This window comes from Companilactobacillus mishanensis (assembly GCF_003946505.1).
GTDB classification, from domain to species: Bacteria; Bacillota; Bacilli; order Lactobacillales; family Lactobacillaceae; genus Companilactobacillus; species Companilactobacillus mishanensis.
The window spans coordinates 171,386-195,894 of the sequence record NZ_RHON01000002.1; the positions used below are offsets into that span (position 1 = coordinate 171,386).

The 24,509-nt window shown below is 35.4% G+C and carries 22 protein-coding genes; 12 read left to right on the forward strand and 10 right to left on the reverse strand.

Features of this window, described 5'->3' with window-relative positions; genetic code table 11:
* Positions 1–6 precede the first annotated feature (6 nt).
* Positions 7–1,035 (reverse strand): MucBP domain-containing protein, encoded by a 1,029-nt coding sequence (locus tag EKM63_RS03435; protein WP_225418249.1) that lies wholly within the window; start codon positions 1,033–1,035, stop codon positions 7–9.
* A 145-nt stretch (positions 1,036–1,180) separates the two neighbouring features.
* Complete coding sequence (locus tag EKM63_RS03440) at positions 1,181–3,400, reverse strand: ATP-dependent Clp protease ATP-binding subunit (RefSeq protein WP_125703745.1); 2,220 nt, start codon at positions 3,398–3,400, stop codon at positions 1,181–1,183.
* A 303-nt stretch (positions 3,401–3,703) separates the two neighbouring features.
* Here EKM63_RS03440 and EKM63_RS03445 point away from each other — a divergent pair, with 303 nt between their 5' ends.
* The 3 genes from EKM63_RS03445 (at position 3,704) to EKM63_RS03455 (ending at position 6,891) form a co-directional block, all read left to right on the forward strand.
* On the forward strand, positions 3,704–3,970 hold the full coding sequence (locus EKM63_RS03445) for a phosphocarrier protein HPr (RefSeq protein ID WP_125703747.1): 267 nt from the start codon (positions 3,704–3,706) through the stop codon (positions 3,968–3,970).
* Complete coding sequence (gene ptsP, locus EKM63_RS03450) at positions 3,970–5,691, forward strand: phosphoenolpyruvate--protein phosphotransferase (protein WP_125703749.1); 1,722 nt, start codon at positions 3,970–3,972, stop codon at positions 5,689–5,691. Before EKM63_RS03445 ends, ptsP begins: the two co-directional genes overlap by 1 nt.
* Positions 5,692–6,027: 336 nt before the next feature.
* Entirely contained in the window at positions 6,028–6,891 is an 864-nt protein-coding gene (locus EKM63_RS03455; RefSeq protein ID WP_125703751.1) for an aldo/keto reductase, read from the forward strand.
* 42 nt (positions 6,892–6,933) lie between these two features.
* Here the strand turns inward: EKM63_RS03455 and EKM63_RS03460 are convergent, their stop codons facing one another.
* The 5 genes from EKM63_RS03460 to EKM63_RS03480 are packed head-to-tail and all read right to left on the reverse strand — an operon-like array spanning position 6,934 to position 9,435.
* Positions 6,934–7,233, reverse strand: coding sequence for a metal-sulfur cluster assembly factor (locus EKM63_RS03460; protein ID WP_125703753.1), 300 nt, complete (start codon positions 7,231–7,233; stop codon positions 6,934–6,936).
* 55 nt (positions 7,234–7,288) lie between these two features.
* Positions 7,289–7,807 (reverse strand): hypothetical protein, encoded by a 519-nt coding sequence (locus tag EKM63_RS03465; RefSeq protein ID WP_125703755.1) that lies wholly within the window; start codon positions 7,805–7,807, stop codon positions 7,289–7,291.
* Complete coding sequence (locus EKM63_RS03470) at positions 7,791–8,429, reverse strand: ATP-binding cassette domain-containing protein (RefSeq protein WP_125703756.1); 639 nt, start codon at positions 8,427–8,429, stop codon at positions 7,791–7,793. The genes EKM63_RS03465 and EKM63_RS03470 overlap by 17 nt, the downstream gene beginning before the upstream one ends.
* An 11-nt stretch (positions 8,430–8,440) precedes the next feature.
* The gene (locus tag EKM63_RS03475; RefSeq protein WP_125703758.1) at positions 8,441–9,172 is read right to left on the reverse strand and encodes a hypothetical protein; all 732 of its coding nucleotides are present in this window, start codon (positions 9,170–9,172) and stop codon (positions 8,441–8,443) included.
* Positions 9,172–9,435, reverse strand: coding sequence for a hypothetical protein (locus EKM63_RS03480; protein ID WP_125703760.1), 264 nt, complete (start codon positions 9,433–9,435; stop codon positions 9,172–9,174). Before EKM63_RS03480 ends, EKM63_RS03475 begins: the two co-directional genes overlap by 1 nt.
* A gap of 1,702 nt (positions 9,436–11,137) precedes the next feature.
* On the opposite strand from EKM63_RS03480, the gene nrdJ reads away from it, so the two are divergent.
* From nrdJ to EKM63_RS03495, 3 genes are all read left to right on the forward strand, one after another.
* Positions 11,138–13,384 carry a ribonucleoside-triphosphate reductase, adenosylcobalamin-dependent gene (gene nrdJ / locus EKM63_RS03485; protein WP_125703762.1) on the forward strand — a complete coding sequence of 749 codons (2,247 nt, stop codon included), beginning with the start codon at positions 11,138–11,140 and terminating at the stop codon, positions 13,382–13,384.
* A gap of 118 nt (positions 13,385–13,502) precedes the next feature.
* Positions 13,503–13,925 (forward strand): CopY/TcrY family copper transport repressor, encoded by a 423-nt coding sequence (locus tag EKM63_RS03490; RefSeq protein ID WP_125703764.1) that lies wholly within the window; start codon positions 13,503–13,505, stop codon positions 13,923–13,925.
* Positions 13,925–15,958, forward strand: coding sequence for a heavy metal translocating P-type ATPase (locus tag EKM63_RS03495; protein WP_125704148.1), 2,034 nt, complete (start codon positions 13,925–13,927; stop codon positions 15,956–15,958). Before EKM63_RS03490 ends, EKM63_RS03495 begins: the two co-directional genes overlap by 1 nt.
* Before the next feature lie 51 nt (positions 15,959–16,009).
* Here EKM63_RS03495 and EKM63_RS03500 read toward each other — a convergent pair whose 3' ends face one another.
* Both EKM63_RS03500 and EKM63_RS03505 read right to left on the reverse strand, forming a co-directional pair.
* Positions 16,010–17,005: a sensor histidine kinase gene (locus EKM63_RS03500; RefSeq protein WP_125703766.1), complete on the reverse strand. Its 996-nt coding sequence runs from the start codon at positions 17,003–17,005 to the stop codon at positions 16,010–16,012.
* 9 nt (positions 17,006–17,014) lie between these two features.
* Positions 17,015–17,689, reverse strand: coding sequence for a response regulator transcription factor (locus EKM63_RS03505; protein WP_125703768.1), 675 nt, complete (start codon positions 17,687–17,689; stop codon positions 17,015–17,017).
* A gap of 63 nt (positions 17,690–17,752) precedes the next feature.
* On the opposite strand from EKM63_RS03505, the gene EKM63_RS03510 reads away from it, so the two are divergent.
* A complete protein-coding gene (locus tag EKM63_RS03510) occupies positions 17,753–18,538 on the forward strand; it encodes an ABC transporter ATP-binding protein (RefSeq protein WP_125703770.1) in 786 nt (261 codons plus the stop codon).
* The gene (locus EKM63_RS03515; RefSeq protein WP_125703772.1) at positions 18,519–20,525 is read left to right on the forward strand and encodes an ABC transporter permease; all 2,007 of its coding nucleotides are present in this window, start codon (positions 18,519–18,521) and stop codon (positions 20,523–20,525) included. Before EKM63_RS03510 ends, EKM63_RS03515 begins: the two co-directional genes overlap by 20 nt.
* Here the strand turns inward: EKM63_RS03515 and EKM63_RS03520 are convergent.
* Positions 20,518–20,973 carry a hypothetical protein gene (locus EKM63_RS03520; RefSeq protein WP_125703774.1) on the reverse strand — a complete coding sequence of 152 codons (456 nt, stop codon included), beginning with the start codon at positions 20,971–20,973 and terminating at the stop codon, positions 20,518–20,520. The two genes, EKM63_RS03515 and EKM63_RS03520, sit on opposite strands and share 8 nt — an antisense overlap.
* Before the next feature lie 39 nt (positions 20,974–21,012).
* On the opposite strand from EKM63_RS03520, the gene EKM63_RS03525 reads away from it, so the two are divergent.
* The 4 genes from EKM63_RS03525 (at position 21,013) to EKM63_RS03540 (ending at position 24,487) form a co-directional block, all read left to right on the forward strand.
* Positions 21,013–21,744, forward strand: a complete 732-nt coding sequence (locus EKM63_RS03525; RefSeq protein ID WP_125703776.1) for an MBL fold metallo-hydrolase — start codon at positions 21,013–21,015, stop codon at positions 21,742–21,744.
* A 263-nt stretch (positions 21,745–22,007) separates the two neighbouring features.
* A complete protein-coding gene (gene spxA, locus EKM63_RS03530; RefSeq protein WP_125703778.1) occupies positions 22,008–22,406 on the forward strand; it encodes a transcriptional regulator SpxA in 399 nt (132 codons plus the stop codon).
* Positions 22,407–22,543: 137 nt separating this feature from the next.
* Positions 22,544–23,221 carry an adaptor protein MecA gene (locus EKM63_RS03535; protein WP_125704150.1) on the forward strand — a complete coding sequence of 226 codons (678 nt, stop codon included), beginning with the start codon at positions 22,544–22,546 and terminating at the stop codon, positions 23,219–23,221.
* Positions 23,222–23,638: 417 nt separating this feature from the next.
* Positions 23,639–24,487, forward strand: a complete 849-nt coding sequence (locus tag EKM63_RS03540; RefSeq protein ID WP_125703780.1) for a MetQ/NlpA family ABC transporter substrate-binding protein — start codon at positions 23,639–23,641, stop codon at positions 24,485–24,487.
* The last annotated feature ends 22 nt before the right edge of the window (positions 24,488–24,509 follow it).

Below are 24,509 nucleotides of genomic sequence, written 5' to 3' on the forward strand. Positions count from 1 at the left end.
CTTTCTTTATAGATTCAAATATTTACTTTCCATATAATGCCCATCATCTAATTCTGCCCAAACACTTTGATTGTCGAGCTGAATAAGTCGTTTGACGAAAACTGATTGGCCACCTTGATATCTGTTGCTGACGATAGTGCCATAAGGAGTTTCCCATGCTGTGACGTATTGATTGGCATAGAATAATACTTTGACTGAACGTTCAATGTCCATGCTATCAACGACTGTATAAGTGAAGCTGATGTTATTAACGGTTGCACCAAGAGGGCTGCTCAATAACTTTTGTTCTTCGTTGAATTGATCGATGGTAAAAGTTTTGATTTCTTCTTTCTCAGAGATCCAGATGTTACCACCTAAGTTGTACCAAACAGTTTCGTTGTAGTTTTCCTGTACTGCTTTGAAAACTCTCCAAGTTGTGTCGTATGGCAAAGTCTGGCTTAGTGGTTGCTTTCCAGCAGGTTGCTCATATACTGGCACATTATTTTTAGTTTGAATAAATAGGTTACTTGGAACTTCATGATCAGCCATTTGCATAGTATCGTAGATAAATTCGTATTCTTGAACTTTATCTGAAAAATGACCTTTGACACTCTTAGGATAATCGACTAGAAAGTTTCTAGCTTCCTCAAGTGGTTCTGCTTGATAACTCTTGTTTAAATCACCGGTCAAATACTGCGGATCAGCGATGAGTTCGCCCTTAGTATTTCGATGATAAACGATAACTGGTGCAGCTATTTGTGTGAAATAAATCAAATATATTCCGTCGTCATTGGGAATGAATGATTGTTGGAAGTTCTTAATTGAGGACAGAACATATCCTGGAATAGTTTTCCAGGGCATTTCTAAATTGTCTAAATAATGGCCAGTCAAATAAGTTGAGTCTGCTAGTTGATTACCTAGAGAATCAATATAATGAACTTCAATCTCAACATCATCGCGAGATATTTTTTTTACTTGATCATTATTCAATAGATTATTTTCCATAGACTCTTTCCTATTATGAGAACCAAACCATTGTTTACTATGTTTCCCCATAATAATCCCTTCTATAGCGGTTAGATTACAGTAATTCTACCATAATATATTTCAAAAAAATGACTCTAGTGCTTGAGATGGTGGAACTTTAAGGAAACATAAAAAAGCCGAAAGAATTTTTTAAGTTCTTTCGACTTTATCGTGATTATTTATCTTTTTTTACAGTTGCTGGAGCATCTTCAAGTTTAGCAATCTTGATTTCTCCACCAACGATTTTAGCTTCAAGATTTGTATCATTAGGATTATTCAAGTAGTAATCGGCAACTTTGTCTTCGATTTGTTCCTCGATAACTCGACGTAGTGGACGAGCACCCATCTTAGGGTTATAACCTAAATCTACTAATTTCTCTTTAGCGTCTTTTGTAACGTGAATTGATAGACCCTGATCAGCAATCATGCTGTTAGTATCATCAAGCATCAAATCAACAATCTTAACTAGATTTGCTTTAGACAATGAATTGAATTCAACAATTCCATCAAATCTGTTCAAGAATTCTGGTTTAAAGTAATCAGAAAGTTGATTCATGATTGAATGTGTATTGCCAGAACTTTCAGCACTAAATCCGACATTTGCTTCAGCTTCAGCACCTTGAGCGGCGTTTGAAGTCATGATGATAATAGTATCCTTGAAACTTACGGTACGTCCTTGAGAATCTGTTAGACGTCCGTCATCAAGAATTTGCAAGAACATATGCATAACATCAGGATGTGCTTTTTCAACCTCATCAAGCAAAATCAAACTGTATGGATTACGACGAACTTGTTCAGTTAACTGTCCAGCTTCTTCGTAACCTACATACCCTGGAGGCGAACCGATAAGTTTAGACACTGAGTATTTCTCCATGTACTCAGACATATCGAATCTGATCATTGAATCAGTTGTTCCAAACAACTCTTTAGCAAGCTGTTTAGCTAATTCAGTTTTACCAACACCAGTAGGTCCTACAAATAGGAAGGAACCGATTGGACGACCAGACTTATTGAAACCAACTCTGTTACGACGAATTGCTTTAGCAACTTGGCTAACAGCTTCGTCTTGGCCAATAATGTGACCTTTCAAGTCAGGTTCAAGATTCTTCAATTGAGCTTGTTCATTAGAAGTCAATTCACTAACAGGGATGTTAGTCTTTTCTTCAATGATCTTCTCAATTTCTTTCTGAGTAACTACAGACTTGTCAGCTGGCTCGTCTTTAGCACTGTCTTTCATTTCTTGATATTTTGTAACTTGATCACGATAGTAGGCAGCTTTTTCATAGTCTTCGTTTCTCAATGCTGCTTGTTTTTGAACTTCTGCGTCAGAAATCTTATTATCAAGTTCCGACATATCAATGTGGTTTATTTGAAGGTTCTTCTTTGAACCAGCCTCATCGATCAAATCAATTGCCTTATCAGGTAAAAATCTATCTTGAATATAACGAGCTGATAGTTCAGCTGCAGCTGTGATAGCTTCGTTAGAATATTTTACATGATGGTAATCTTCATATTTAGGTTGGATACCCTTCAAAATTTGAATAGTCTCATCAACTGTTGGTTCGTCAACTTGAACAGGTTGTAAACGACGTTCAAGAGCAGAATCCTTTTCAATTGTACGATATTCATTTAAAGTAGTAGCACCAACTAATTGCATATCGCCACGGGCTAGGGCAGGCTTCAAAACATTTCCTGCATCCATTCCGCCTTCAGCGTTACCGGCACCAACGATTTCATGAATTTCATCGATGAATAAGATGATGTCTTGGTTCTTTTGCAATTCAGTGATCATTTGTTGCATTCTTTGTTCAAATTGACCTCTGACACCAGTTCCTTGTACTAATGAAACAACATCCAAACGTATTACACGTTTGTTTTGAAGTTTCTCAGGAACATCGCCATCAACGATTTTTTGAGCAAGTCCTTCAACAACAGCTGTCTTACCAACACCTGCTTCACCAATTAATACTGGATTATTTTTAGTTCTTCTATTTAAAATTTCGATTACACGGTTAATTTCTTTATCACGGCCGATAACGGGATCTATTTGACCTTTTTTGGCTTGAGCAGTTAAGTCAACACCATATTGATCTAGAACTCCATTACCAGGACGGCGACCACCATTGTTGCCACCGTTTCCTCCAGCCTGTGTTTGAGGACCTTGTTGTTCAAAACCATTATTAGGTTGCTGAGCACCGCCGTTCATGGCGTTGAATAAATCTTCAAAACTTGAAAAGCCGTATGGATTTTCTGCCATATTATTCATACCCTCACTAGATTCATTTCTTAGTTTCTGATAACAGTCCTGGCAGAGATTAATTTCGGTTCTCTTACCATTGACGCTTGTATATAAGTGGATTGTTGCCTCATTTTTTTGACAATTTTGACAAAGCACTTGCACCCCACCTTTCCTTTTTTCAGAATACAAACGTAGTATACAATTAGCACTCTGGGTATGCAAGTGCTAAGTCTTGGAAAATTTAATTTTTTTATCTACTAATAAAACATAAAAAATAAAACTTTATTAACGAATAGGAAAGAGTTCCCAACTGTAAGCGTTGTATGACCTATGAGATAAGGCTTAGAGACCACTAAAATAGTATAAAAGACTTGTGAAGGATACTATATAATGGTAAATTAAGTAATGAATATTGTAGAGGTATCTACGAATTTTAAGAATATGGTGAGGTAATTACTTATGGAGAAAAAAGATTTTCATATTATAGCAGAAACAGGTATTCATGCACGTCCAGCAACAATGTTGGTACAAGCTGCAAGTAAATTCAGCTCAGACATCAATATTGAATTCAACGGCAAATCAGTTAACCTTAAATCAATCATGGGTGTAATGTCACTCGGTGTTGGCCAAGGTTCTGACGTTACAATTACAGCTGACGGTGATGACGCTGCAGATGCTATCGCAGCTATTTCAGAAACAATGACAAAGGAAGGACTTGCTGAATAATGGTTAAAACTATTAAAGGGATCGCAGCTAGTGATGGAATTGCTACTGCGGAAGCATACCTTTTAGTTCAACCAGATTTATCTTTCGACAAGAAGGCAGTTTCAGACGTTGATGGCGAAGTTAAACGTTTAAACGATGCTATCTCTAAATCTGATGATGAGCTTACAAAAATCCGAGATATCGCAAAAGTATCTTTAGGAGACGAAGAAGCTCAAGTTTTTGATGCCCACAAGATGATTCTAGCTGATCCAGAATTCACTGGAGCCATTGAGCAACAAATCAAAGATCAAAAAGTTAATGCTGAACAAGCACTAAAAGATGTATCTGATAACTTCATTTCAATTTTTGAAGGTATGACAGACAACAAATATATGCAAGAAAGAGCAGCCGATGTGCGTGATGTTACAAAACGTGTTATGGCTCACTTGCTTGGCGTAGATTTGCCTAATCCTTCATTGATTGATCATGAGGTTATTATCGTTGCCCATGATTTAACTCCTAGTGATACAGCCCAACTTAACAAGAAATATGTTAAGGGCTTTGTTACAGATATTGGTGGACGTACTGCTCATTCAGCAATTATGGCACGTTCTTTGGAACTACCAGCTGTCGTAGGTACTGACTCAATAACTAAGGATGCTAAAGATGGTGACACAATCATCCTTGATGGTCTAAATGGTGCTGCCATTCTTGACCCATCAGATGAAGATGTTAAACACTATCAAAAACTTGCTTCTGACTTCGCTGCTGAAAAAGCAGAGTGGGAAAAACTTAAAGATGAAGCAACAGTTACAGCTGATGGCAAACACTTCGATATCGCTGCAAATATTGGTACACCTGACGACTTACAAGGTGTAGTTGATAACGGTGCTGAAGGTATCGGATTGTATCGTACAGAATTTTTGTACATGCAGTCAGAAGAATTGCCAACAGAAGATGATCAATTTGAAGCCTACAAGAAAGTTCTTGAAGGAATGAAAGGTAAGCCAGTCGTTGTCCGTACTATGGATATCGGTGGTGACAAACATTTGCCATACCTTCCACTTCCTGAAGAAATGAACCCATTCTTGGGATATCGTGCTATCCGTATTTCATTGGATAAACAAGATATCTTTAGAACACAATTACGTGCTTTACTCAGAGCTTCTGAGTTTGGTAAATTACGTATTATGTTCCCAATGATCGGTACACTTCAAGAATTCCGTGATGCTAAGAAGGTCTTTGAAGAAGAGAAAGCTAAGTTAGTTGCTGACGGAGTCAAAGTATCTGATGAAATTCAATTAGGTATGATGATGGAAGTTCCTGCAGCAGCAATTTTGGCAGATCAATTCGCCAAAGAAGTTGACTTCTTTAGTATCGGAACAAACGATTTGATTCAATACACAATGGCCGCTGATCGTGGTAATGAACATGTTTCATACCTCTATCAACCATATAACCCATCTATTCTTAGATTGGTTAAACATGTTATTGAATCAGCACACAAAGAGGGCAAATGGGCCGGTATGTGTGGTGAAGCAGCTGGAGACAATATTATGGTTCCACTACTTCTCGCAATGGGTCTTGATGAATACTCGATGAGTGCAACTTCAGTACTTCGTGTAAGAAGTTTGATGAAGAAATTGAGCACAGCTGATCTTAAAGATTTGGCTGACCGCGCAGTTAATGAATCAATCACAAACGAAGATAACAAGAAGTTAGTTGAAGAATACTTAAAATAATTAATTAAAAACACTGAGAAAATTTTTCTCAGTGTTTTTTTATACCTTAGGCCAAGATGAAATTATTTTTGCCTCCAAGTATAATTTAAACGTATGCTAGCATAATTATTTGGTAATTTTCAAACTAATTTTAAAAAGTTATAGTAAAGTTATTCGAGTTTTAAGGAAACAAAGTAACAACAGATAATTGTTTTGTTTTGAACTTGAATTGATCAGTTATTAAATAAGAATGTGACAAGTGTAGATAAAGCAGTATACTGATCATCTTGTTCCAAGTACGACCAAGTAGATATTTGGTTCAAAGCTAAAACAATTACATTAAGAGGAGAAATAAATATGAGTATTCCAACAATTAAATTAAACGATGGAAATGAAATTCCAGTAATCGGATTTGGAACATTTCAAATTCCAAGTGATGGTTCTACTTACAAAGCAGTTAAACAGGCATTGGACTTTGGGTATCGTCATATTGATACTGCAGTTGCTTACTTTAATGAGGCAGAGGTGGGACAAGCTATTAAAGATAGCGGAATTCCACGTGATCAAATTTGGGTAACAAGTAAACTATGGCTTCAAGATTTTGGATATGATGCTGCAGCGAAGGCAATTGATCTTTCATTGGAGAAATTAGGATTGGATTATATTGACCTTTATTTGATCCACCAGCCTTATGGTGATGTTCCAGGAGCATGGCGTGCTATGGAAGATGCGAAAAAAGATGGTAAATTGAAATCTATTGGTGTTTCAAATATGACACCAAAAATTTGGAATGAGTTTGTTCCTAAGTTCTCAATAATGCCATCAGTAAATCAAGTTGAATTTAATCCATATTTCCAACAAAAAGAATTACGTAAAATTCTTGATAAGGATGATGTTAAACTCGAAGCATGGGCTCCATTAGGTCAGGGTAATCAAAGTTTGATACATGACCCTGTAATTACTAAATTGGCTGATAAGTATAATAAAGATGTCGGACAAGTTATTCTGAGATTTGAAAACCAGGAAGGCATTATTGTCTTTCCTAAGTCAGTGCATGAAAGTCGTATTAAGAGTAATTTGAACATTTTTGATTTTGAACTTACTAACGAAGACATGGAACAAATTAGAGCTCTTGATAAGAATAAAGGGCAACATGATCCTGATGCCGCTGGCGTTAAGGAAATGCTATTATCATCATTTGATGTTCATGCTGATGACTAAAATAAAGACGTTGACTGATTTCTCAGCCAACGTCTTTTTATTTTAAACTCCTAAAGATAAACGAGCTATTTTTGTCATTCTATCCTTGGTCCAAACAGGTTCCCAGACCATTTTGAGATTGCATTTATCGACGAAATCGAGCGCTTCAACACTTTTTATTACAGTTTGAACAATGCTTTCTCCATATCTACAGCTACGTGTGGGCATTGTCATAGTAACATCACAGGTTGTTCCGTTGAGTTCAACATCATAAATCAAGCCTAAATTTACTATATCGATTTCCATGTCAGGATCGATCACGGTTGAGAGTTGTTTCTTTACCAATGAAATATTGTCTTCCATAATGAGACCTCCACATCTTGATAAGTTTATTATACTCGCCCGATCAAAAAGATTGTTAATTAATTAACAAAGAATATTTTGTGTAATGTTTACCGTTTGGGATCATGAATGAAACTCGAGCATTTTTGGATTTATCAAGCTGCTTTTTGTCAGTCTGAAATTTAAGGATCAGTTTCATATCTTTTTTATTTTGTATATCGTGAAAAGTCACGCGATGTCCTAGTTCGTCCGTGGGAAAGGGTTCTGGATGGACTTGACTACTATAAGGTATATTCAGCCAGACATTTTCAATGAAATTGTTATTGTTTGCTTTAAATCCAAAATTACTATTTCCAGTTCTCACAACGTGCATCAAAACTGCAATTTCAGTTGTGTCATTGGTATTGGTTTTCTTTACATCTAATATTTCAAAATTGATATTGTGAGCTTTAACTAATTTATTTGCTGAAAACATCACTTCTTTAACTGGTCCACGAGTATCAGCGTTGATGCGATTGTATGAGATAACAAAGGTAACCGATAGCATCAAAGTTACGATGAAAAATAAAATAGGTATCTTATTGCTCTTCATCATAAACCTCACCATCTTTGACATAGAGACGTCTTGTAGAAATTTCATCGATAAACTTGCTGTCATGAGTTGCGATGATAAAAGTAGAACCAGATTCATTGATTTCTTTAATAATAGTAATCAAGTCAGCAATGCTTCCTTTGTCTAGTGCATTTGTAGGTTCATCTAGAACGATAAGCTCATTTTGGCCAAGTAAAGCTTGTGCGATGCCAAGTTTTTGTTTCATTCCCAATGAAAATTTTCTAACTTTTTCATTTCCCGCCTTATCAAGATGGAAAATTCTCAATAGGTCATAAATTTCATATCTTTCAATTCTGGGTTGCAATTTTGCAAGTAGTTCTAAATTTTGAAAGGCATTGAAACCTTCAATCAAACTAGGATTTTCTATCAATATACCTGCTTCTATTGGATATTTATTTTCAACCCTAACTTGTGAGTTCGCAACAGAGATTTGACCTGAAGTGTGAATCAAGCCGAGAATTGCTTTTAAAATCAATGTTTTTCCAGAACCATTGATGCCCTCGAGTGTGACAATCTCACCCTTTTGAATCTTAAATGAAACCTGATTGAGGAGGTTTCGTTTCTTCGTAGTTTTAGTTACTGAGTCTAATTCGATAAAGTTCATGTGATTCTCCTTTAAGTTAGATCGGAACTGCGGATTAAATAAAGATACAATGCTGAGATCGTAAATATTACAATCATGGTTATGAGCAGTAATTGTATATTCAACTGACTGTTAAATCTGGACAACATGGTGTTATTGAGAATATTCCATTTATTAGGATTAAAAATAGTGTAGATGAGAATTATGATGGGTCCGACAATTGATATTCTCGGTTCAAAAACAGCAATCAAACACTGAACTGTCAGAAGCACGAATATCACTAAGAACAGGATGCTGGCTAAATATATTATCAATTGGTTATTGATGATTGAATTTGGATTCAATATTATGTCCGGATCAATTTTGAACAGTAATAAAAATACTAAGAAAGTTGAACATGTATAAAGAAGAGAAATCAAACTGATCAAAACTAAATTTACAGCTCCCAATTCTAAAGTACTGAATTTTAATCCCCTCAATTTGATTGAGTTAGACTTAGTGACTTGATCAATACTATTCATCAATATCAAACCCGGGATCAAAAGATAGCAGAACCATAGTACTGGCAGATGAACTTGTTGTGATTTGATTTCCATGATACTGACACCATCAAAGAATTGACTTATCACTGATAAATTTGGATTTTGAAATGTCTGCATTCCTATTAAAATCTCAGCTATGCAAACGATTGAAATAAAAACAAATAGTCTTTTCTTAATGATTTGGAAGAAGAAAAGCCATTGATTCATTAGTAAACGTAGCATTAGAGATCCTTTCGTAGTGACAGCTTGACCATGTTGAATCCTAAAAATGTTATCAAGATTATCATTAGCAGCATTCTTTGAGCAAAATCAATTGCAAGTTCAGGTGTTGAGAAGTAAAAAATGAATGTCATTATTTTGGCTTTGTATAGGAAAAATGAAATAAAGTTAATGGCTATCGTGATTAGAAATGAAACTAGTTTTGAGTTAGTAAAGAGATATAGATTCAATTCAATTGCAACTAGGAAGATTATTACGAATAGCACATACAAACTCGCAAACATTATCAGAGAAAAATTTTGTAAAAATATTGTTTTGACTTCTGAAAAAAGCACTGTGAATGAGAAAGTTAATATCCATGAAAGCCATAGCGGGACGATAATAAAAAATGATTTAAGCATCATCTGAAATGCAATTACTTGATGAGTTCTTATTAACAATACGTCATTTACTCGATACTCTAGATTGATTACCGAAGCAATCAGAACTGTGGGAAATAATCCTAAACTAATAAGGAATGGATCAAAGATATTGGTATATACATCCAGAAAAAGTGGATTCGAAGATGTCAGGAGATTGGTTCCTGCCAGTCCGATCAATATTATAAGTATAAAAAAATTGACGCCAGTTTTAATTTGTGAAGGCAAAATAACCTTCTGTTGTTGAAGAATTTTACCAAACAATTTTCTTAGACCGACCTTTCAATATTAGAATCGTTGTGCAAATGATCATTATTAATGTTGATATCATGGTTGTTTTTAAATCAATAAATGAGGGTGATTCTTCGCGGATAAAATCAAAAGGTACGTAACTATGATTGTCCGGTAATTTGATAATAATATTCAGAATAAATAGAAAAATTTGTAAGAACAGCCCAGAAAAAAGTCCCACGAATTTATTTTTACACCATATTGATATTGCAGCCGCAAATGAGGCAAAGAGTCCACCCCATAGTGAGGTAAAGATGATTGACGCAATTGCATGAATGAGGGGATGTCGATAATACATCGATACGAATAAGGTATTCTGATCTGAGATTAATAAATTACTGTTCAATAAATTATCGGGCTTCAAGTTTGGTAATAAGACAAAGTAACTCACAAAATTGAAAGCCATAGTGATCATTATTACTAGGAATCCACCCAAGAATGCAGTTAAAATATATCCCAGTATTAAGTGGTCAGTTCGCTTTCTAATTTGAATTTGTTGTATAAAGCCGGAATCCATATCCTCTTTTAAAAGCATAGAAGTGGGTATACACGCGATTAGCGGCAATAACATAAAGAACATCATGGAACCGGAAAAAAACATGTCTATCGAAAGCCAGCGGGTATATGGGGAATCTGAGAAGTTATTGCTATTGGTCAAGATAGGGCGTGCGGATTGAATTATTTGTAAGATAGCTAATAGAAACCCACATATCAAAGCTAAAATCAGTGAAGATCGAACGATGCGTAACTTAAAAAAAATGCTCATCAGGTTATTCCTTCCAAATTTTTTCCAATAAAATCAACGCATATTTTTGAAAATAAAATTTAGTAATCTATAAATCACTATTTTTTTATAGTACCATGTAAATTTCACAAAAAGTTATTGAATAAATCATATTGCAATATCAACCTAAGGCCTTGATACATATGGATTTATAGTTGCCTATATTTTTATAAAATAACAATTATTAAATAGATTAATAACTAAATTATTAGTGAAAACCATTTCTAAAAAATGCACCAATAAAATTTGATTAATGTATTGACATTTATCAGTAAATTTGAATTAAAAAATAATTTTTTGACCAAAATAATTTGTGCTTGACAGCGTTACACATAGACGTCATATAGGATGGGTCGACTGATAAATAATGTTTCACGTCACTTTTCGTAAAAATAATTTTCATACAACATATTGTTAATTAAAATTTAAAGAGATACTATATATGGTATTGAAAATAATTACGGGGTGAGTTTCATGGATATAATCAAAACAAAAATTGCACTAAGTCAAGAATTTATTGACCAAGTCAAAGAAGAAATTGAACCACACTGGGGAGAACTCGGTTGGGTAACATATAAGAGAACATACGCACGTTGGATTCCAGAATTGGATCGTACTGAAAACTGGGATGAAACTGTTAAACGTGTTGTTGAAGGAAACATTAATTTGGATCCTCGTTTAAAGAGTGGCCATATTTCTGACGATGATTATGAAGCATTGGTTGATGAAGCAAAGAACTTATTCAAGCTGATTTATGGATTATCAGCCACCCCATCAGGAAGAAATCTTTGGATTTCTGGTACAGAGTATCAAGATAGAAATGGTGATGCTTTGAACAACTGCTGGTTCATCGCTATCAGACCACAAAAATACGGTGAAAGTCATATTGTTCCAAGTTATTTGGACAAAGAACAAGTAGCTGTATCGATGCCTTATTCATTTATGTTCGATCAATTGATGAAAGGTGGCGGTGTTGGATTTTCTGTTGTTCCTAGCAATATTAAGCAGATTCCAGCTGTCGACTTTAAAACAGACCTTGTCGTTTTGATTGGCAAAGAAAGTAAGTCTTACCAAGCAGCAATTGATGAAGGTGCTGTCGATCGTGACGAGTGGATGGCAAACAATGATTTGGACAATAGCCGTTTCTACAAATTGCCTGACACAAGAGAAGGCTGGGTAATTGGAAATGCTAATATGATCGATGCTCATTTTGAGTCAACAAATCCAGAGAAACTTAACCAAGTGGTACTAGATATAACTGATATTCGTGCACAAGGTGAAAAAATCAAAGGATTTGGTGGAACTGCTTCAGGTCCTGTTCCACTGATCGAAATGTTCAGAGATATCAACGAAGTTTTGAATAATAAGGTCGGTCAAAGATTAACTTCTGTTGACTGTACTGATATGGGAAATATGATTGGTAAGACTGTTGTTGCAGGTAATGTTCGTCGTTCAGCTGAGCTTGCTTTAGGTGGAGCTGAAGATGATGACTTCATTACTATGAAACAAGACCAAGAAAAGCTCTATCATCACCGTTGGGCATCAAATAATAGTGTCGCCGTAGATTCAATGTTTAACGACTATGAACCTGTCGCAGACTCAATTAGACATAATGGTGAACCCGGTATCGTTAATTTGGAATTATCAAAGAATTATGGTCGTATTATTGATGTATACCAACCAGATGCTGATCCTAATGTTGAAGGAACTAACCCATGTGGTGAGATCTCATTGAGTAATGGTGAGCCATGTAATCTATTTGAGGTATTTCCACAAGTTGCCCAAGAACAAGGTTGGGAGCTAGAAGATGCCTTCACACTAGGTACAAGATTCACTAAACGTGTTACATTCAGTAGCTACGATTGGGAAGTTTCAAGAAATGCCATTGCTGAAAACAGACGTATCGGTGTATCAATGTCAGGTATTCAAGATTGGATCTTGTCAAACTTTGGACATCGTGTAGTTACCGGATTTGAAGATTCAGTTGATAAAGAGACTGGAACTAAAATCAAGAAACCAATTTATGATCCTGAAATTGTCTCACGTGTTAGTGATATGTATCAATCAGTTGTTGATGCTGATAAAGATTATTCAGATACATTGGATTGCAATACTTCAATCAAGCACACAACTGTAAAACCATCAGGAACAGTTGCTAAATTAGCAGGAGTTTCTGAAGGAATGCATTTCCATTACGCAGGTTATTTGATTCAAAGAATCAGATTCCAAGATTCTGATCCATTATTGCCAGCACTGAAGGCTTGTGGATACAAGATTGAACCTGACGTTTATACTAAACACACAATGTGCGTTGAGTTCCCGGTTAAAGCTGCCAACGCTGACGGAAAATATTTTGCATCAGCTGGTAATGTTTCAATTGCTGAACAGTTTGCTACACAAGCTTTCTTACAAACATACTGGTCAGATAATGCAGTAAGTTGTACTGTTACTTTCCAACCAGAAGAGGGCGACCAAATTGCTCCTTTGATGCGTCAATATCGTCATACTACAAAATCAACTTCATTGCTTCCATATAGCGGTGCTGACTTCAAGCAAGCACCTAAGGAACCAATTGATAAGAAGACATATCTTCAAAAACTATCCGAGATCCATGGAGACGTTGCTGAAGAATTTGCTAAAGAAAATGATAATCACGATAAAAAAGATATTGAACTTGTCGACCAATCAGACTGTGCCGGCGGTGCATGTCCTATTAGATAGAAATTCTAAGACATATTTGAATGAGAATTCAGATGTGTCTTTTTCTTTACAAAGTACGATTACAGTTGTAAACTGTGTTTTGTAAAGATTACAGATGTAAACGAAGGAAGAGATGGCAATGACAAAAGTTGAAACGATGAGTAATGCCGAATGGAATGTAATGAGGATTTTTTGGACCTTAGGACAAGCTACCAGCAAAGAAGCAATCATGTACCTTCAGAGAAAAACCGATTGGAAAGAAGCCACAATAAAAACTTTGATCATTCGCTTGCAGAAAAAAGGCTTTCTAAAAGCTGACGAAGCGTCTCGACCTTATGTTTATACTCCGTTGATTGAAGAATCAGATGCCATTCACGAAAGTGTCAATAATTTATTTGATAGCCTTTGTTGCATGAAAAAGGGTCAAGCTATCGAAGATTTAATCAATAATTCTGAAATTTCTAAAAGCGATATAAATGATATTATCTCGTTATTAAATAAAAAAATAATTTCTGCCCCAGAGGAAGTTGAGTGTGACTGCCTTGGAAAGGAGACTGCATGATGAAAGATATGAATATGGATTCAGGCGAAAACATGGAAGGCATGAACATGTCCGTAGGTAGCACGATGATACATATGGATATGGGGGAACTGAAGCGGAAGTTTTGGATCTCACTGATTTTAGGTATTCCAGTATTTATCTTGTCACCAATCATGGGACTGCATCTACCATTTCAATTCCAGTTTCCAGGGTCAGATTGGATCGTATTAGTTTTATCAACCTTCCTTTATTTCTATGGTGGTAAACCATTCTTCACTGGTGCCAAATATGAATTGAAAGACAAACGCCCAGCAATGATGACTTTGATAACAATGGGTATCAGTGTTGCATACATTTATAGCTTGTACGCTTTTGTAATGAATGACATTGTTAAAACTAAGACACCAGTTATGGACTTCTTCTGGGAATTAGCTTCATTGATCGTCATCATGCTGTTAGGTCACTGGATAGAAATGCAATCAACAATGAGTGCTGGAAATGCGCTCGATAAGATTTCGGCATTAGTTGCTAATACAGTTCATTTACAATCAGGAAATGACTTCAAAGATAGTGATATTACAAGTGTAAAAGCTGGCGATATTGTTGAAGTTCGTGCTGGTGAGTCAGTTCCACTAGATGGAGTGGTCGTTGCGGGTTCTAGTTACATCAATGAATCATTGATCACAGGTGAATCAAAAGCTGTTAAGAAAGAAATTGATAGTAGAGTTGTTGGCGGGTCGATCAATGGTGAAGGAACTATTCAAGTCAAAGTAGAAAAGACTTCTGAAGAAGGTTATTTATCACAGATCAGTAAATTGGTTTCAGATGCTCAATTAAGTAAATCTAAAACACAAAAATTGGCTGATCGTGTTTCTGGCTGGTTGTTCTATGCCGCTTTATCGGTTGGTATCGTAGCATTTATTTACTGGGCAATCGTTGGCTCTATGAGTAATGCCTTAAGTATCTTAGTTACAGTTTTAGTTATCGCATGTCCGCATGCCTTAGGTTTAGCAATCCCACTAGTAATGTCGCGCAGTACTTCGATTGCTGCTACAAATGGTTTGATCATTCGTGAAAATCAAGCAGTTGAAAACAGTCGCAAGATCGACTATGTTGCTATGGACAAGACTGGTACTTTAACTGAAGGTAAATTCATTGTTAACGGTTTGGAATCATTAAATGACAACTTAAAAGACAATGAAGTATTGAAACTTGTTGCCGGTTTGGAAAATGGTTCAAGTCATCCAATTGCCAGTGGTGTAATGGAAAAAGCTGAAGAACAAAAAGTTACACCTGCCGAATTTTCAGATGTTCAGGCACTAAAAGGCTATGGTATGAAGGGTGTTTCCAATAGCCAAGAATATCTATTAGTAAACATGAAATATTTGAATGAAAAATCTTTAACTTATGATGTCAAAGACGTTCAAAATTATCTTGATAAGGGGAATACAGTCAGTTTCTTGGTTAAAAGTAATCAAGTAATCGGATTTGTTGCTCTAGGTGATAAAGTTAAAGCAAATTCTGCTAAATTTATCAGTGATTTAAAGAAGAGAAACATCACCCCAATCATGTTGACTGGTGATAATGAAGCCTCTGCGGAGTCGTTCTCGAAACAACTTGGAATTACCGAATACAAGGCTGAATTGCTTCCTGAAGACAAACATGGCATTATTGAAGACTTAGAAAAGGATGGTCATCATGTAATGATGGTCGGTGATGGTATCAACGATGCACCTAGTTTAGCTAGTGCAACTATCGGAGTTGCCATCGGTGCTGGTACTGATGTCGCAATCGATTCTGCTGATGTAGTGCTATACAACAGTGATCCAAGCGATATTATCAAGTTCCTCGAGTTATCAAGAAAGACTTATAGAAAGACAGTTGAGAACTTATGGTGGGGAGCTGGATATAATATCATTGCTATCCCACTTGCAGCTGGAGTTCTATCTGGAATCGGATTTGTTTTGAGTCCTGCAGTTGGTGCGATCGTAATGTCACTATCAACTGTTATCGTTGCATTAAACGCTATGACTTTATCTGGTAAAAATTTGTAAAAAAATAAGCATGCATGAACCATTCATGGGTTATGCGTGCTTTTTTGCTGTCTAATTTTCGTAATAAGGCAGATCAACGAAAGTGATGATTGTTTCTGTACCTTTATTTGGCTCGGATTTTACACTGATTTTATGACCAAGTTTGTCGATCATATTTTTAACTAGATAAAGTCCCATTCCGGTAGCTTTACTTCCAGAGCGACGCCCATTTGTTCCAGTGAATCCCTTGTTGTAGATTCTACTCAAATCCTGTGGAGCGATTCCGACACCATTATCTTTGATGTGCAGACTAATTTCTTTATTGGTATTAGTGGTGAATATAGAAATTTTTCCACCTTGCTCAGTATATTTCAGACTGTTTGAAATAATTTGATTAAGAATGAAACTTAACCATTTTTCATCAGTCAAAACTTTGTCATCGGTGATATTCATTTCAATACCGATCCGCTTACTGATGAAATTACGTTTGTTGCTTCGAATCGAAGACTTAACGATGTCATTTAGATTTTGTTCCTGAATCAAATAATCATTTGAAAAATTATTCAATCTAGCAAAGTACAAAGCCTGATCAACTAGGTAATCGATCTGGTCGGTCTCTTCTGAAATAAGTTCTTGGTCTAACTCGTTATCTTGAGCTAATTTGAGAGCCGCCAGAGGGACTTTTATATCGTGGACCCAAGATTCAGTATATTCACGTTGCTCTTTTTGATTTTGATATAGCTGGGTCAACTCATTTCTGTATTCTAAAACAATATTGTTGATTTTTTCTTGAATAAATTTTTGCTCATTGGTTTGAGCACCGTCCAGTTCTTTTGAAAGGTCCTCTTGGTATTCATTTAGCTGTTTGAACCAATTATTCTTGCGGATATACATGAAAATCAATCCAGCAAAAGCGATTATGATAGCTAAAATCCAAGTGTAGATCAGAGTCCCACGTTGATAGTGCATTCGTGGGTCAAGGTAGAGTACTATTTCCAAAAAACTGATACTCAAAATAATCAATAATACCAAAAGAAAATGGTCACGTAGGTATTTCCAAAATGTCATAATATCCTCCTACGGAATAAGGTATCCTTGGCCAACTTTAGTGACGATATAGTTGGACAAACCATTTTTTTCAAATTTGTTTCTTAAGCGATTGATATTGACGGTCAAGGTGTTGTCGTCGACGAATCTTTCATCATCCCACATGAAGTTTAATAGTTGTTCACGAGAAACAATTTTTCCTTGGTCTTTTAGTAACCGTTGCAACAATTTATATTCATTCTTTGATAGATCGATTTTGTTATCACCAATTTCAACTGTTCCATCCGATAAATTAAGCTTGAGGCCGTTGTGCTCGATAATATCTGACGAATCCTTAGAGAAATCATAAGTTCGACGTAGTAAGGCATTGATTTTGGCAATAAGAATATCGACGGAAAAAGGTTTTTCAACAAAATCATCAGCCCCCATATTCATAGACATGATTTGATCCATGTTCGAATTTCTTGAAGAGATTATTATGATGGGTGTTTTTGAAATCTTGCGTATTTCTTGATTCCAATAGTAGCCATCATAGATAGGCAAATTGATATCAAGTAAAACTAAATCTGGTTGATAGTCCTTGAATTGATCCATAATTGTTTCAAAATTTTGAACAACGTGGGAATCCATTTGCCATTTCTGTAAGTTTTCACTGATTAATTTAGAAATTGAAGCGTCATCTTCAATAATCATAATTTTGACCATTTTGAAACCATCCTCGTGATAAAATGTAGACACTATCTCAATGATAACAATACCAATGGAATAATGGGGAAATTTGTGGTGCAAATAATAGTAAAGAATGTTGCAAAAGATTTTGGTAAAAAAAAGAATGCGGTCCATGCTTTGAAGGATATCAGTTTAGAAGTTGAGCAGGGTGAATTCCTTGGTATCATGGGACCATCTGGTGCTGGTAAGACAACCTTGTTGGATATAATTTCAAGTAATGACCGCCCTGATCACGGTCAAGTCTTGATAGACGATATCGATATGACTCAACAACATGATCGAGAACTGGCCAAATATCGTCGCAGAAAAATGGGGTTTATTTACCAAAGCTTTGAATTGCTAGACTCTTTAAATGTTCAAGAGAATATTATTTTGCCGCTTGTCCTAAATCATGCACCAAAAAAATTGATCAAGCAACGTGTCGAACATATGAATGATCTACTAAATATTTCTGAATTAAAGAATCGCTCGATCGATGACCTATCACTAGGTCAAAAGCAGCTAATTGCAGCAGCTAGAGCATTGATAAACAACCCAGAGATATTATTTGCTGACGAACCCACTGGTAGTCTGGATTCCAAATCTGCGACGGTGTTACTCAATTATATGCAGATGATAAATCAACGAGAGAAAACGACTATTCTTATGGCCACGCATGACGCTTTTACAGCAAGTTATTGTAGTCGGGTAATCTTCATTAAAGATGGGTCAGTATTTTCTGAGATCGTTAATTCTGGTCAAAGAACTGATTTCTTTGAGCAAGTCATCAACATGCAGCGAACAATTGGAGGAGGTAGTTACTTCAATGTACCTGAAAATAATTAGACGAGGCCTTTACAATTTTCGCGATAGCTATTTGATTTATATTCTGTCGTGTAGTTTTGCGATAACAGTCTTGAGTGTTTTGGCAACAATAGTTGACGATCCATCGTTACAAATGGTTCGTAATTGGCATGCAAATTTGAAATCATTGATGCAAGGAATGATGTTTATTTTTGCATTCTTTACGTTTATTTACATGATTTACGTTGGTGGTTTTTTTGTTAAACAACAAAGACAAGAATTTATGACCTATGAAAAATTAGGGATGTCTCGGCATATTGTTGCCGTTATTGCTTTCATCCAAACATTCATTGTCCAAATTGTTGCCTGGCTGATCGGTATGCTGGTCGCCGTTATATTGCAAAAGTTTTTTGGAATGTTACTGGTTTATCTGATGCATGTGCGGATGGAATTTAGATTCCATTTTTCGATGGTAGCATTTCATATGATGTTTCAATTTTTCATAACATCTGCATTAATATTTAGTTTGGTCAACGCATTGAGAGTCTATTGGATGCAACGCAAGAATTCTAAGAGAACTAGACTGCATTTAAACGACTTCTGCAAATCATTACTAGGCATATTAGGTGCAATGTTATTTCTCATAGGGATGTTTGTTTCAATACCACTGATCCAAGAATCGAAGCAGACCAATGTTTTAGATGAAATATTACCAGGTGTAATGGTCGTTATGTTGCTGTTCCTGGTTGGATCATACTTGATATATTATGGATTTTTACCACTTGTTTTAAAAATACTGGAAAAAATCAAGACGTTCTCTTATCGCGGTACCAATTTATTTGCTTATAAATATTTACGAAAAAGATTAGTACAAAATACTTCGATAATCTGGTTTGTAACCGAATTATCTGCTTTAGCATTAACCATATTAATATTTTGTTTTATGGGTTATCAAATTGTGCATTCAGATTATAGTAATTCCTATCCATTTGAAATTTCTGCTAATCAAAATACAGCTAAAGAAATCAGAAATGAACTGAATTCTAACGGTTCAAAAGTGAAAAAGGAATATTCCTCACCAGTTAAGAAAACCATTGGACAGATTTATAACCAAAATACTGGAGATTATGAGCAACGTTTAGTCATGGCAATGCCATATTCTTCTTATCGAAATATGCCCAAAATGATCAGGAAAAACAATCCTAAAATAAATTCACATCAGTTCTTGGAGATTCGTGGTAATCCACAAACTCTGTATACAAAATACAGAGATGCGAAGTCCTCAGTTATCATTCAAAATCAACAGACTATAAACAAAGTGAAAATCGGTGCTTTCTATCCTTTTGGTAGTGCAATGTTTTCTGAAATTGCTATGGTTGTTCCGGATGAATATTTCGCTAAATTGCCGACAAAGTTCAGCGACACTTTTTACGGATGGGACTTTCATGGCTCGGATAAGCTATCTCATAAGTTCATCAAAAAAATCGACAAAAAAAATAATCCGAATTCCATTAGAGTGAAAGTCGGATCAAATATTGAAAAATCTAGTTTACAAGAGATACCAAATTCAGAAGATCGAGATTGGCATACTAATGAATACAATCAAGTTCCATATGTACGTCAGGCTAATGCGCGAATTCAAATTCGTCAGTTAACAGGTATATTTATTTTCTTGATATTTATATTTAGTATTGCATTATTGATTGCCTTGGGTAGCTTATTGACGTTAAAAGTGTTGCTAAAGGATGATTATGAATGGCGTCAGTTGAAGACTTTAAAGAAGGTCGGATTGACTGAAAACGAGTTGAAACAAATTGTTAGAAGAGAAACGAGTTTCTTATTTACGATCCCAATAATTTTTGCTTTAGCCCAATCAGTTATCGCTGCAATTGTCATTAACGTTGCATTGAAGCAATCGTCACTTTTGTCCTTTGGAATGATTGGACTGGCATATATTGCTCTATATGGCCTAGTGGGAATCCTTACTTTCCATCTATCGTGGAGAAGCGTCAAACAGCGGATCAATTAGCTTTTATATAGGCTTTTTGGAAAAATCCAAGTGGTTCTTGGCTTGACTTTTGAAGACCGTCTTTTAGCTTTTTCATGATGAGATATTTCCAGTCACTGAGTTCTGCATCCTTTGAAAAGGAGTTTACTAAGAGATATTCACGGTAATCTTCTCGGTTTTGAAAAATGGCAGGTTCGTCGTTTTCGATAACGAACTCCTTAAATTTATAAAATACTTTGTCTTCAAAGATGGAAATTTGCTCATTATTCAGTTTAATATATACAAGTAGATACAAATTTTTTGAGGAATCTATGTCACCCTTGATGTTTCTGTACTCACCAGATGTGGCTAATTCTTTTATTAAAAGATGGTCTGCTTTACTATCAAATAAGGGTTTTAATAAAGTATCAGCAGAAGTTAGCTGATTTTTTAAAAAATTATATGTGCCTAGCTTTAATGTTATGTTCATAATTTTTGAAATCCTTTCTAAAAATTTTGGAGGGTTTATATGTTACTTACAGTACTTGGATTTTATGGTGGTTATCCTTATAAGGGAATCGGAACTTCCGGATATTTACTTCAAGATGAAGGTAAAAACATCTTGATCGATTGTGGTAGTGGAGTTTTGAATGAATTATCAAATTACATTGATCCGCTTCAACTAGACGCTGTGGTTCTATCCCATTATCACCATGACCATACTGCCGACCTTGGTGTTCTTCAATACAATTGGCAACTTGACAAAGAAAATCGAAAGCATGATCTACTGTCTATATACGGTCATTCTCAAGATTTTGTCAACTATGCGCAACTGACAATGGAGGGCGTTAGCCAAGGTATCGCTTACAATGATTATGAACCAACAATGATCGGTTCACTTAAATTTGAATTCCTCAGGACGATCCATCCAGTCCCAGCATATGCGATGAGAATAACGAAAAATGATAAATCCATTGTATATACTTCAGATACAGCATATTTCGATGGCCTCGTTGATTTTTCAAAGGATAGTGAGTTATTGATCACAGATACAAACTTTCCAGAAGATAAAACAGGAAAAATGTGGCACATGACTACCAAGCAATCCGGAGAATTAGCAAAAGCTGCTGGTGTAAAACGTTTGATGATCAGTCATCTTCCACAGCACATCGATGCTGATACTATGTTAAAGGAATCACAGCATTATGCTGGTTCAATTCCAACAATTAATGCATTTACTGGACTCGAAGTTGAAGTCTAGATAGCACAAGTCTTTATGTAGGTTGATATCAATTACCATTAATTTTTGCTTATCTTAGAAATTAATTTTATCTTATGAAAGATTGTGAATCTTATATATAACGTGTGTTATCAGTGAAAAATACTTTCACAAAAGATGAATTACAGAACGAATATTCGCTATTTTTATTATAAATAGTGTAGATTTTATAATTTCATTGAGATACAATATATAGTGTTAAGGAAAGACCTTGGCACACTTTAGTGAAAAAAGGAGAGATTATTATGGTAACTATTTACACATCTCCAAGTTGCACTTCATGTCGTAAAGCCAAAGCATGGCTTGAAAATCACGACATCCCCTACAAAGAAAGAAATATTTATTCCGAACCTTTAAATAAACAAGAAATCAAACAAGTTCTACAAATGACAGAAGATGGAACAGAAGAAATCATTTCGACTCGTTCCAAAGCTTTTCAACATCTAAAGACTAATTTGGATGACTTGACTATTGATCAATTATTGACATTAGTTCAAGAAAACCCTGGTTTATTGAAACGTCCAATTATTATGGATGACAAACGTCTCCAAGTTGGATTTAATGAAGATGAAATCAGAAGATTTTTACCAAGAAGTGTTCGGACTATGGAGCTACAAAAAGCTCAACTTATGGCAGGCTTATAGGATTAAGCAGCTTGTAAAATAATGGAGGATCTAATTTCGCAGAAATTAGGTTCTTCATTTTGTTTTTTTAAGAGCTTCTTTACTTTACAACATTTCCAAGACTGTTAAAATGTAGATACAGAATTGAGGTGACGATGATGGAAATGGATCATATTAATGAAAATACGATCAGAGTCATTCTTAGTACGCAGGATTTGCAGGATCGTGGGGTAACCGTTCTCGACTTGCTTGGTAATAAGAAGCAGATCGAGTCGTTTTTCTATAGTATTTTGGATGAGGTGGACAAGAACCACACTTTTTCAAACAACGAACCAGTTACTTTCCAGATATTGCCAAATAAGCAAGGTTTGGAATTGCTAATTAGTAAGTCAAGCGATGACGACGGCACAGGTTCATTGCCATTGGATAGTGATCTCGTTGACGGAACAGAGGATAATCAATTGACTCCTATGAATACTAACGAGTTGGGACATGAAGAGTATGACGCTGATACAGCACCATATTTGAATGATCCAGATACACCAACTAAGACAATAATCGCAGAATTTAAGAATTTTGAAGATTATATTCAACTTGCTAATATTCTTCATTTAGAGAGTGGTATCTCTAATTTATGGGAATATAAAGGTTCATACTACCTACAACTTGTATTATTTACAGATGAAATGCATACGATGACGTATAATGACGTCTTAGCGTTACTAAGTGAGTACAGTTACAGAACTAAAGTTACCGCTGCCGTATTATCAGAATATGGTAAAGAACTAATGAGTAAAACAGCTTTGGAACTTACAAGATATTATTTTAAAGATTAAAATCTTTTATTAGAGATGGCAAAATTGCTGTCTCTATTTTTTTTTTGTGGAAAACTTCAATGTCAGGTTGACAAAGATTTTCAGTAAGTGTAAATTAATCACCAATCAATTAAAACAAATCTAATTTCATTAGACGATGAAGAGAAGAGTAGAATCAGTCAGTAGTTACAAGCGACCGTTAGATAGTGAGAGGACGGAACGAAAAATGATTCGAATATGAGCTCTGAGTCTTGCCTAGGTGAAAGCCAAAAGCACGCAAGGATGCGATATCATCCCGGACATAATTTTGTGTCGTTGAGGTATTTTGTGTAAACAATATACGAATTAGGGTGGTAACACGTCAAATCGTCCCTACAAGCAGACTAGTTCTGCATTGTAGGGACGATTTTTTGTTTTATTAGGGGGAGAGAGTAGATTATGAAAAGATATAGTGGCTTATTTATTGGAATCATTACTGTACTAATAGTTTTCGTATTAGCAGGTTGTGGAAACAATTCCAGTAAAAATAATTCAAACATCACCGTCGGTTCACAAGGATCAGATTTTGAAATTTGGGAACATATTGCCAAGAGTAAACAAGCAAAACAAGCTGGACTTAACATTACTGTGAAGCAGATAACAGATCCAACACAGTTGAATAACGGGACTACTGAAGGACAAATCGATGTTAATGCCTTCCAATCTTGGTCTTACTATCAAGCTTACAATAGAGAAAATCCTAAGAGTAAATTGGCAGCGTTAGGTACAACATATTTGGAACCTATGGGTATTTATTCGAAAAAATTTAAGAAGGTCAGTGACATTAAAGATGGTACGACTATCGCTATTGCAAACAATCCAGCCAATACATCAAGAGCATTGCAGTTATTGCAATCGGCTGGATTGATAACTTTGAAAAAGGGATTCGATGCATTGAGTGATACCAAAGATGTCTCAAGTAATCCTAAGCATTTAAAATTCAAGGAAATTGATGATACTACTGGTCCAAGAGTTTTGAACGATGTCGATGTCGTGGTTATTGGAAACACCGTTGCAATGGACGGAGGATTACATGTATTGAAAGATTCTCTTTATCATGAAAGCTTGAATCAAAGCACGAAAGATAACGTGAATATATTGGCGACGGCAGCTAAGAATAAAAATAATAAGGATTATAAAAAGTTAGTTAAGCTTTATCATAATAAGCAAATTCAAAAGTATATCAAGAAAAAATACTTTGGAACTAAGATCGAAGTTAATAAACCATTATCATATTTTAATAATTAAGACTAAAATGGAATTATAAACA

Coding starts and splice junctions, on each gene's coding strand:
- EKM63_RS03435 (WP_225418249.1), bottom strand. CDS start 1,035: ATGGGGAAACATAGTAAACAATGGTTTGGTTCTCATAATAGGAAAGAG.
- EKM63_RS03445 (WP_125703747.1), top strand. CDS start 3,704: ATGGAGAAAAAAGATTTTCATATTATAGCAGAAACAGGTATTCATGCA.
- ptsP (WP_125703749.1), top strand. CDS start 3,970: ATGGTTAAAACTATTAAAGGGATCGCAGCTAGTGATGGAATTGCTACT.
- EKM63_RS03455 (WP_125703751.1), top strand. CDS start 6,028: ATGAGTATTCCAACAATTAAATTAAACGATGGAAATGAAATTCCAGTA.
- EKM63_RS03460 (WP_125703753.1), bottom strand. CDS start 7,233: ATGGAAGACAATATTTCATTGGTAAAGAAACAACTCTCAACCGTGATC.
- EKM63_RS03465 (WP_125703755.1), bottom strand. CDS start 7,807: ATGATGAAGAGCAATAAGATACCTATTTTATTTTTCATCGTAACTTTG.
- EKM63_RS03470 (WP_125703756.1), bottom strand. CDS start 8,429: ATGAACTTTATCGAATTAGACTCAGTAACTAAAACTACGAAGAAACGA.
- EKM63_RS03475 (WP_125703758.1), bottom strand. CDS start 9,172: ATGCTACGTTTACTAATGAATCAATGGCTTTTCTTCTTCCAAATCATT.
- nrdJ (WP_125703762.1), top strand. CDS start 11,138: ATGGATATAATCAAAACAAAAATTGCACTAAGTCAAGAATTTATTGAC.
- EKM63_RS03490 (WP_125703764.1), top strand. CDS start 13,503: ATGACAAAAGTTGAAACGATGAGTAATGCCGAATGGAATGTAATGAGG.
- EKM63_RS03495 (WP_125704148.1), top strand. CDS start 13,925: ATGAAAGATATGAATATGGATTCAGGCGAAAACATGGAAGGCATGAAC.
- EKM63_RS03500 (WP_125703766.1), bottom strand. CDS start 17,005: ATGACATTTTGGAAATACCTACGTGACCATTTTCTTTTGGTATTATTG.
- EKM63_RS03505 (WP_125703768.1), bottom strand. CDS start 17,689: ATGGTCAAAATTATGATTATTGAAGATGACGCTTCAATTTCTAAATTA.
- EKM63_RS03510 (WP_125703770.1), top strand. CDS start 17,753: ATGGGGAAATTTGTGGTGCAAATAATAGTAAAGAATGTTGCAAAAGAT.
- EKM63_RS03515 (WP_125703772.1), top strand. CDS start 18,519: ATGTACCTGAAAATAATTAGACGAGGCCTTTACAATTTTCGCGATAGC.
- EKM63_RS03520 (WP_125703774.1), bottom strand. CDS start 20,973: ATGAACATAACATTAAAGCTAGGCACATATAATTTTTTAAAAAATCAG.
- EKM63_RS03525 (WP_125703776.1), top strand. CDS start 21,013: ATGTTACTTACAGTACTTGGATTTTATGGTGGTTATCCTTATAAGGGA.
- spxA (WP_125703778.1), top strand. CDS start 22,008: ATGGTAACTATTTACACATCTCCAAGTTGCACTTCATGTCGTAAAGCC.
- EKM63_RS03535 (WP_125704150.1), top strand. CDS start 22,544: ATGGAAATGGATCATATTAATGAAAATACGATCAGAGTCATTCTTAGT.
- EKM63_RS03540 (WP_125703780.1), top strand. CDS start 23,639: ATGAAAAGATATAGTGGCTTATTTATTGGAATCATTACTGTACTAATA.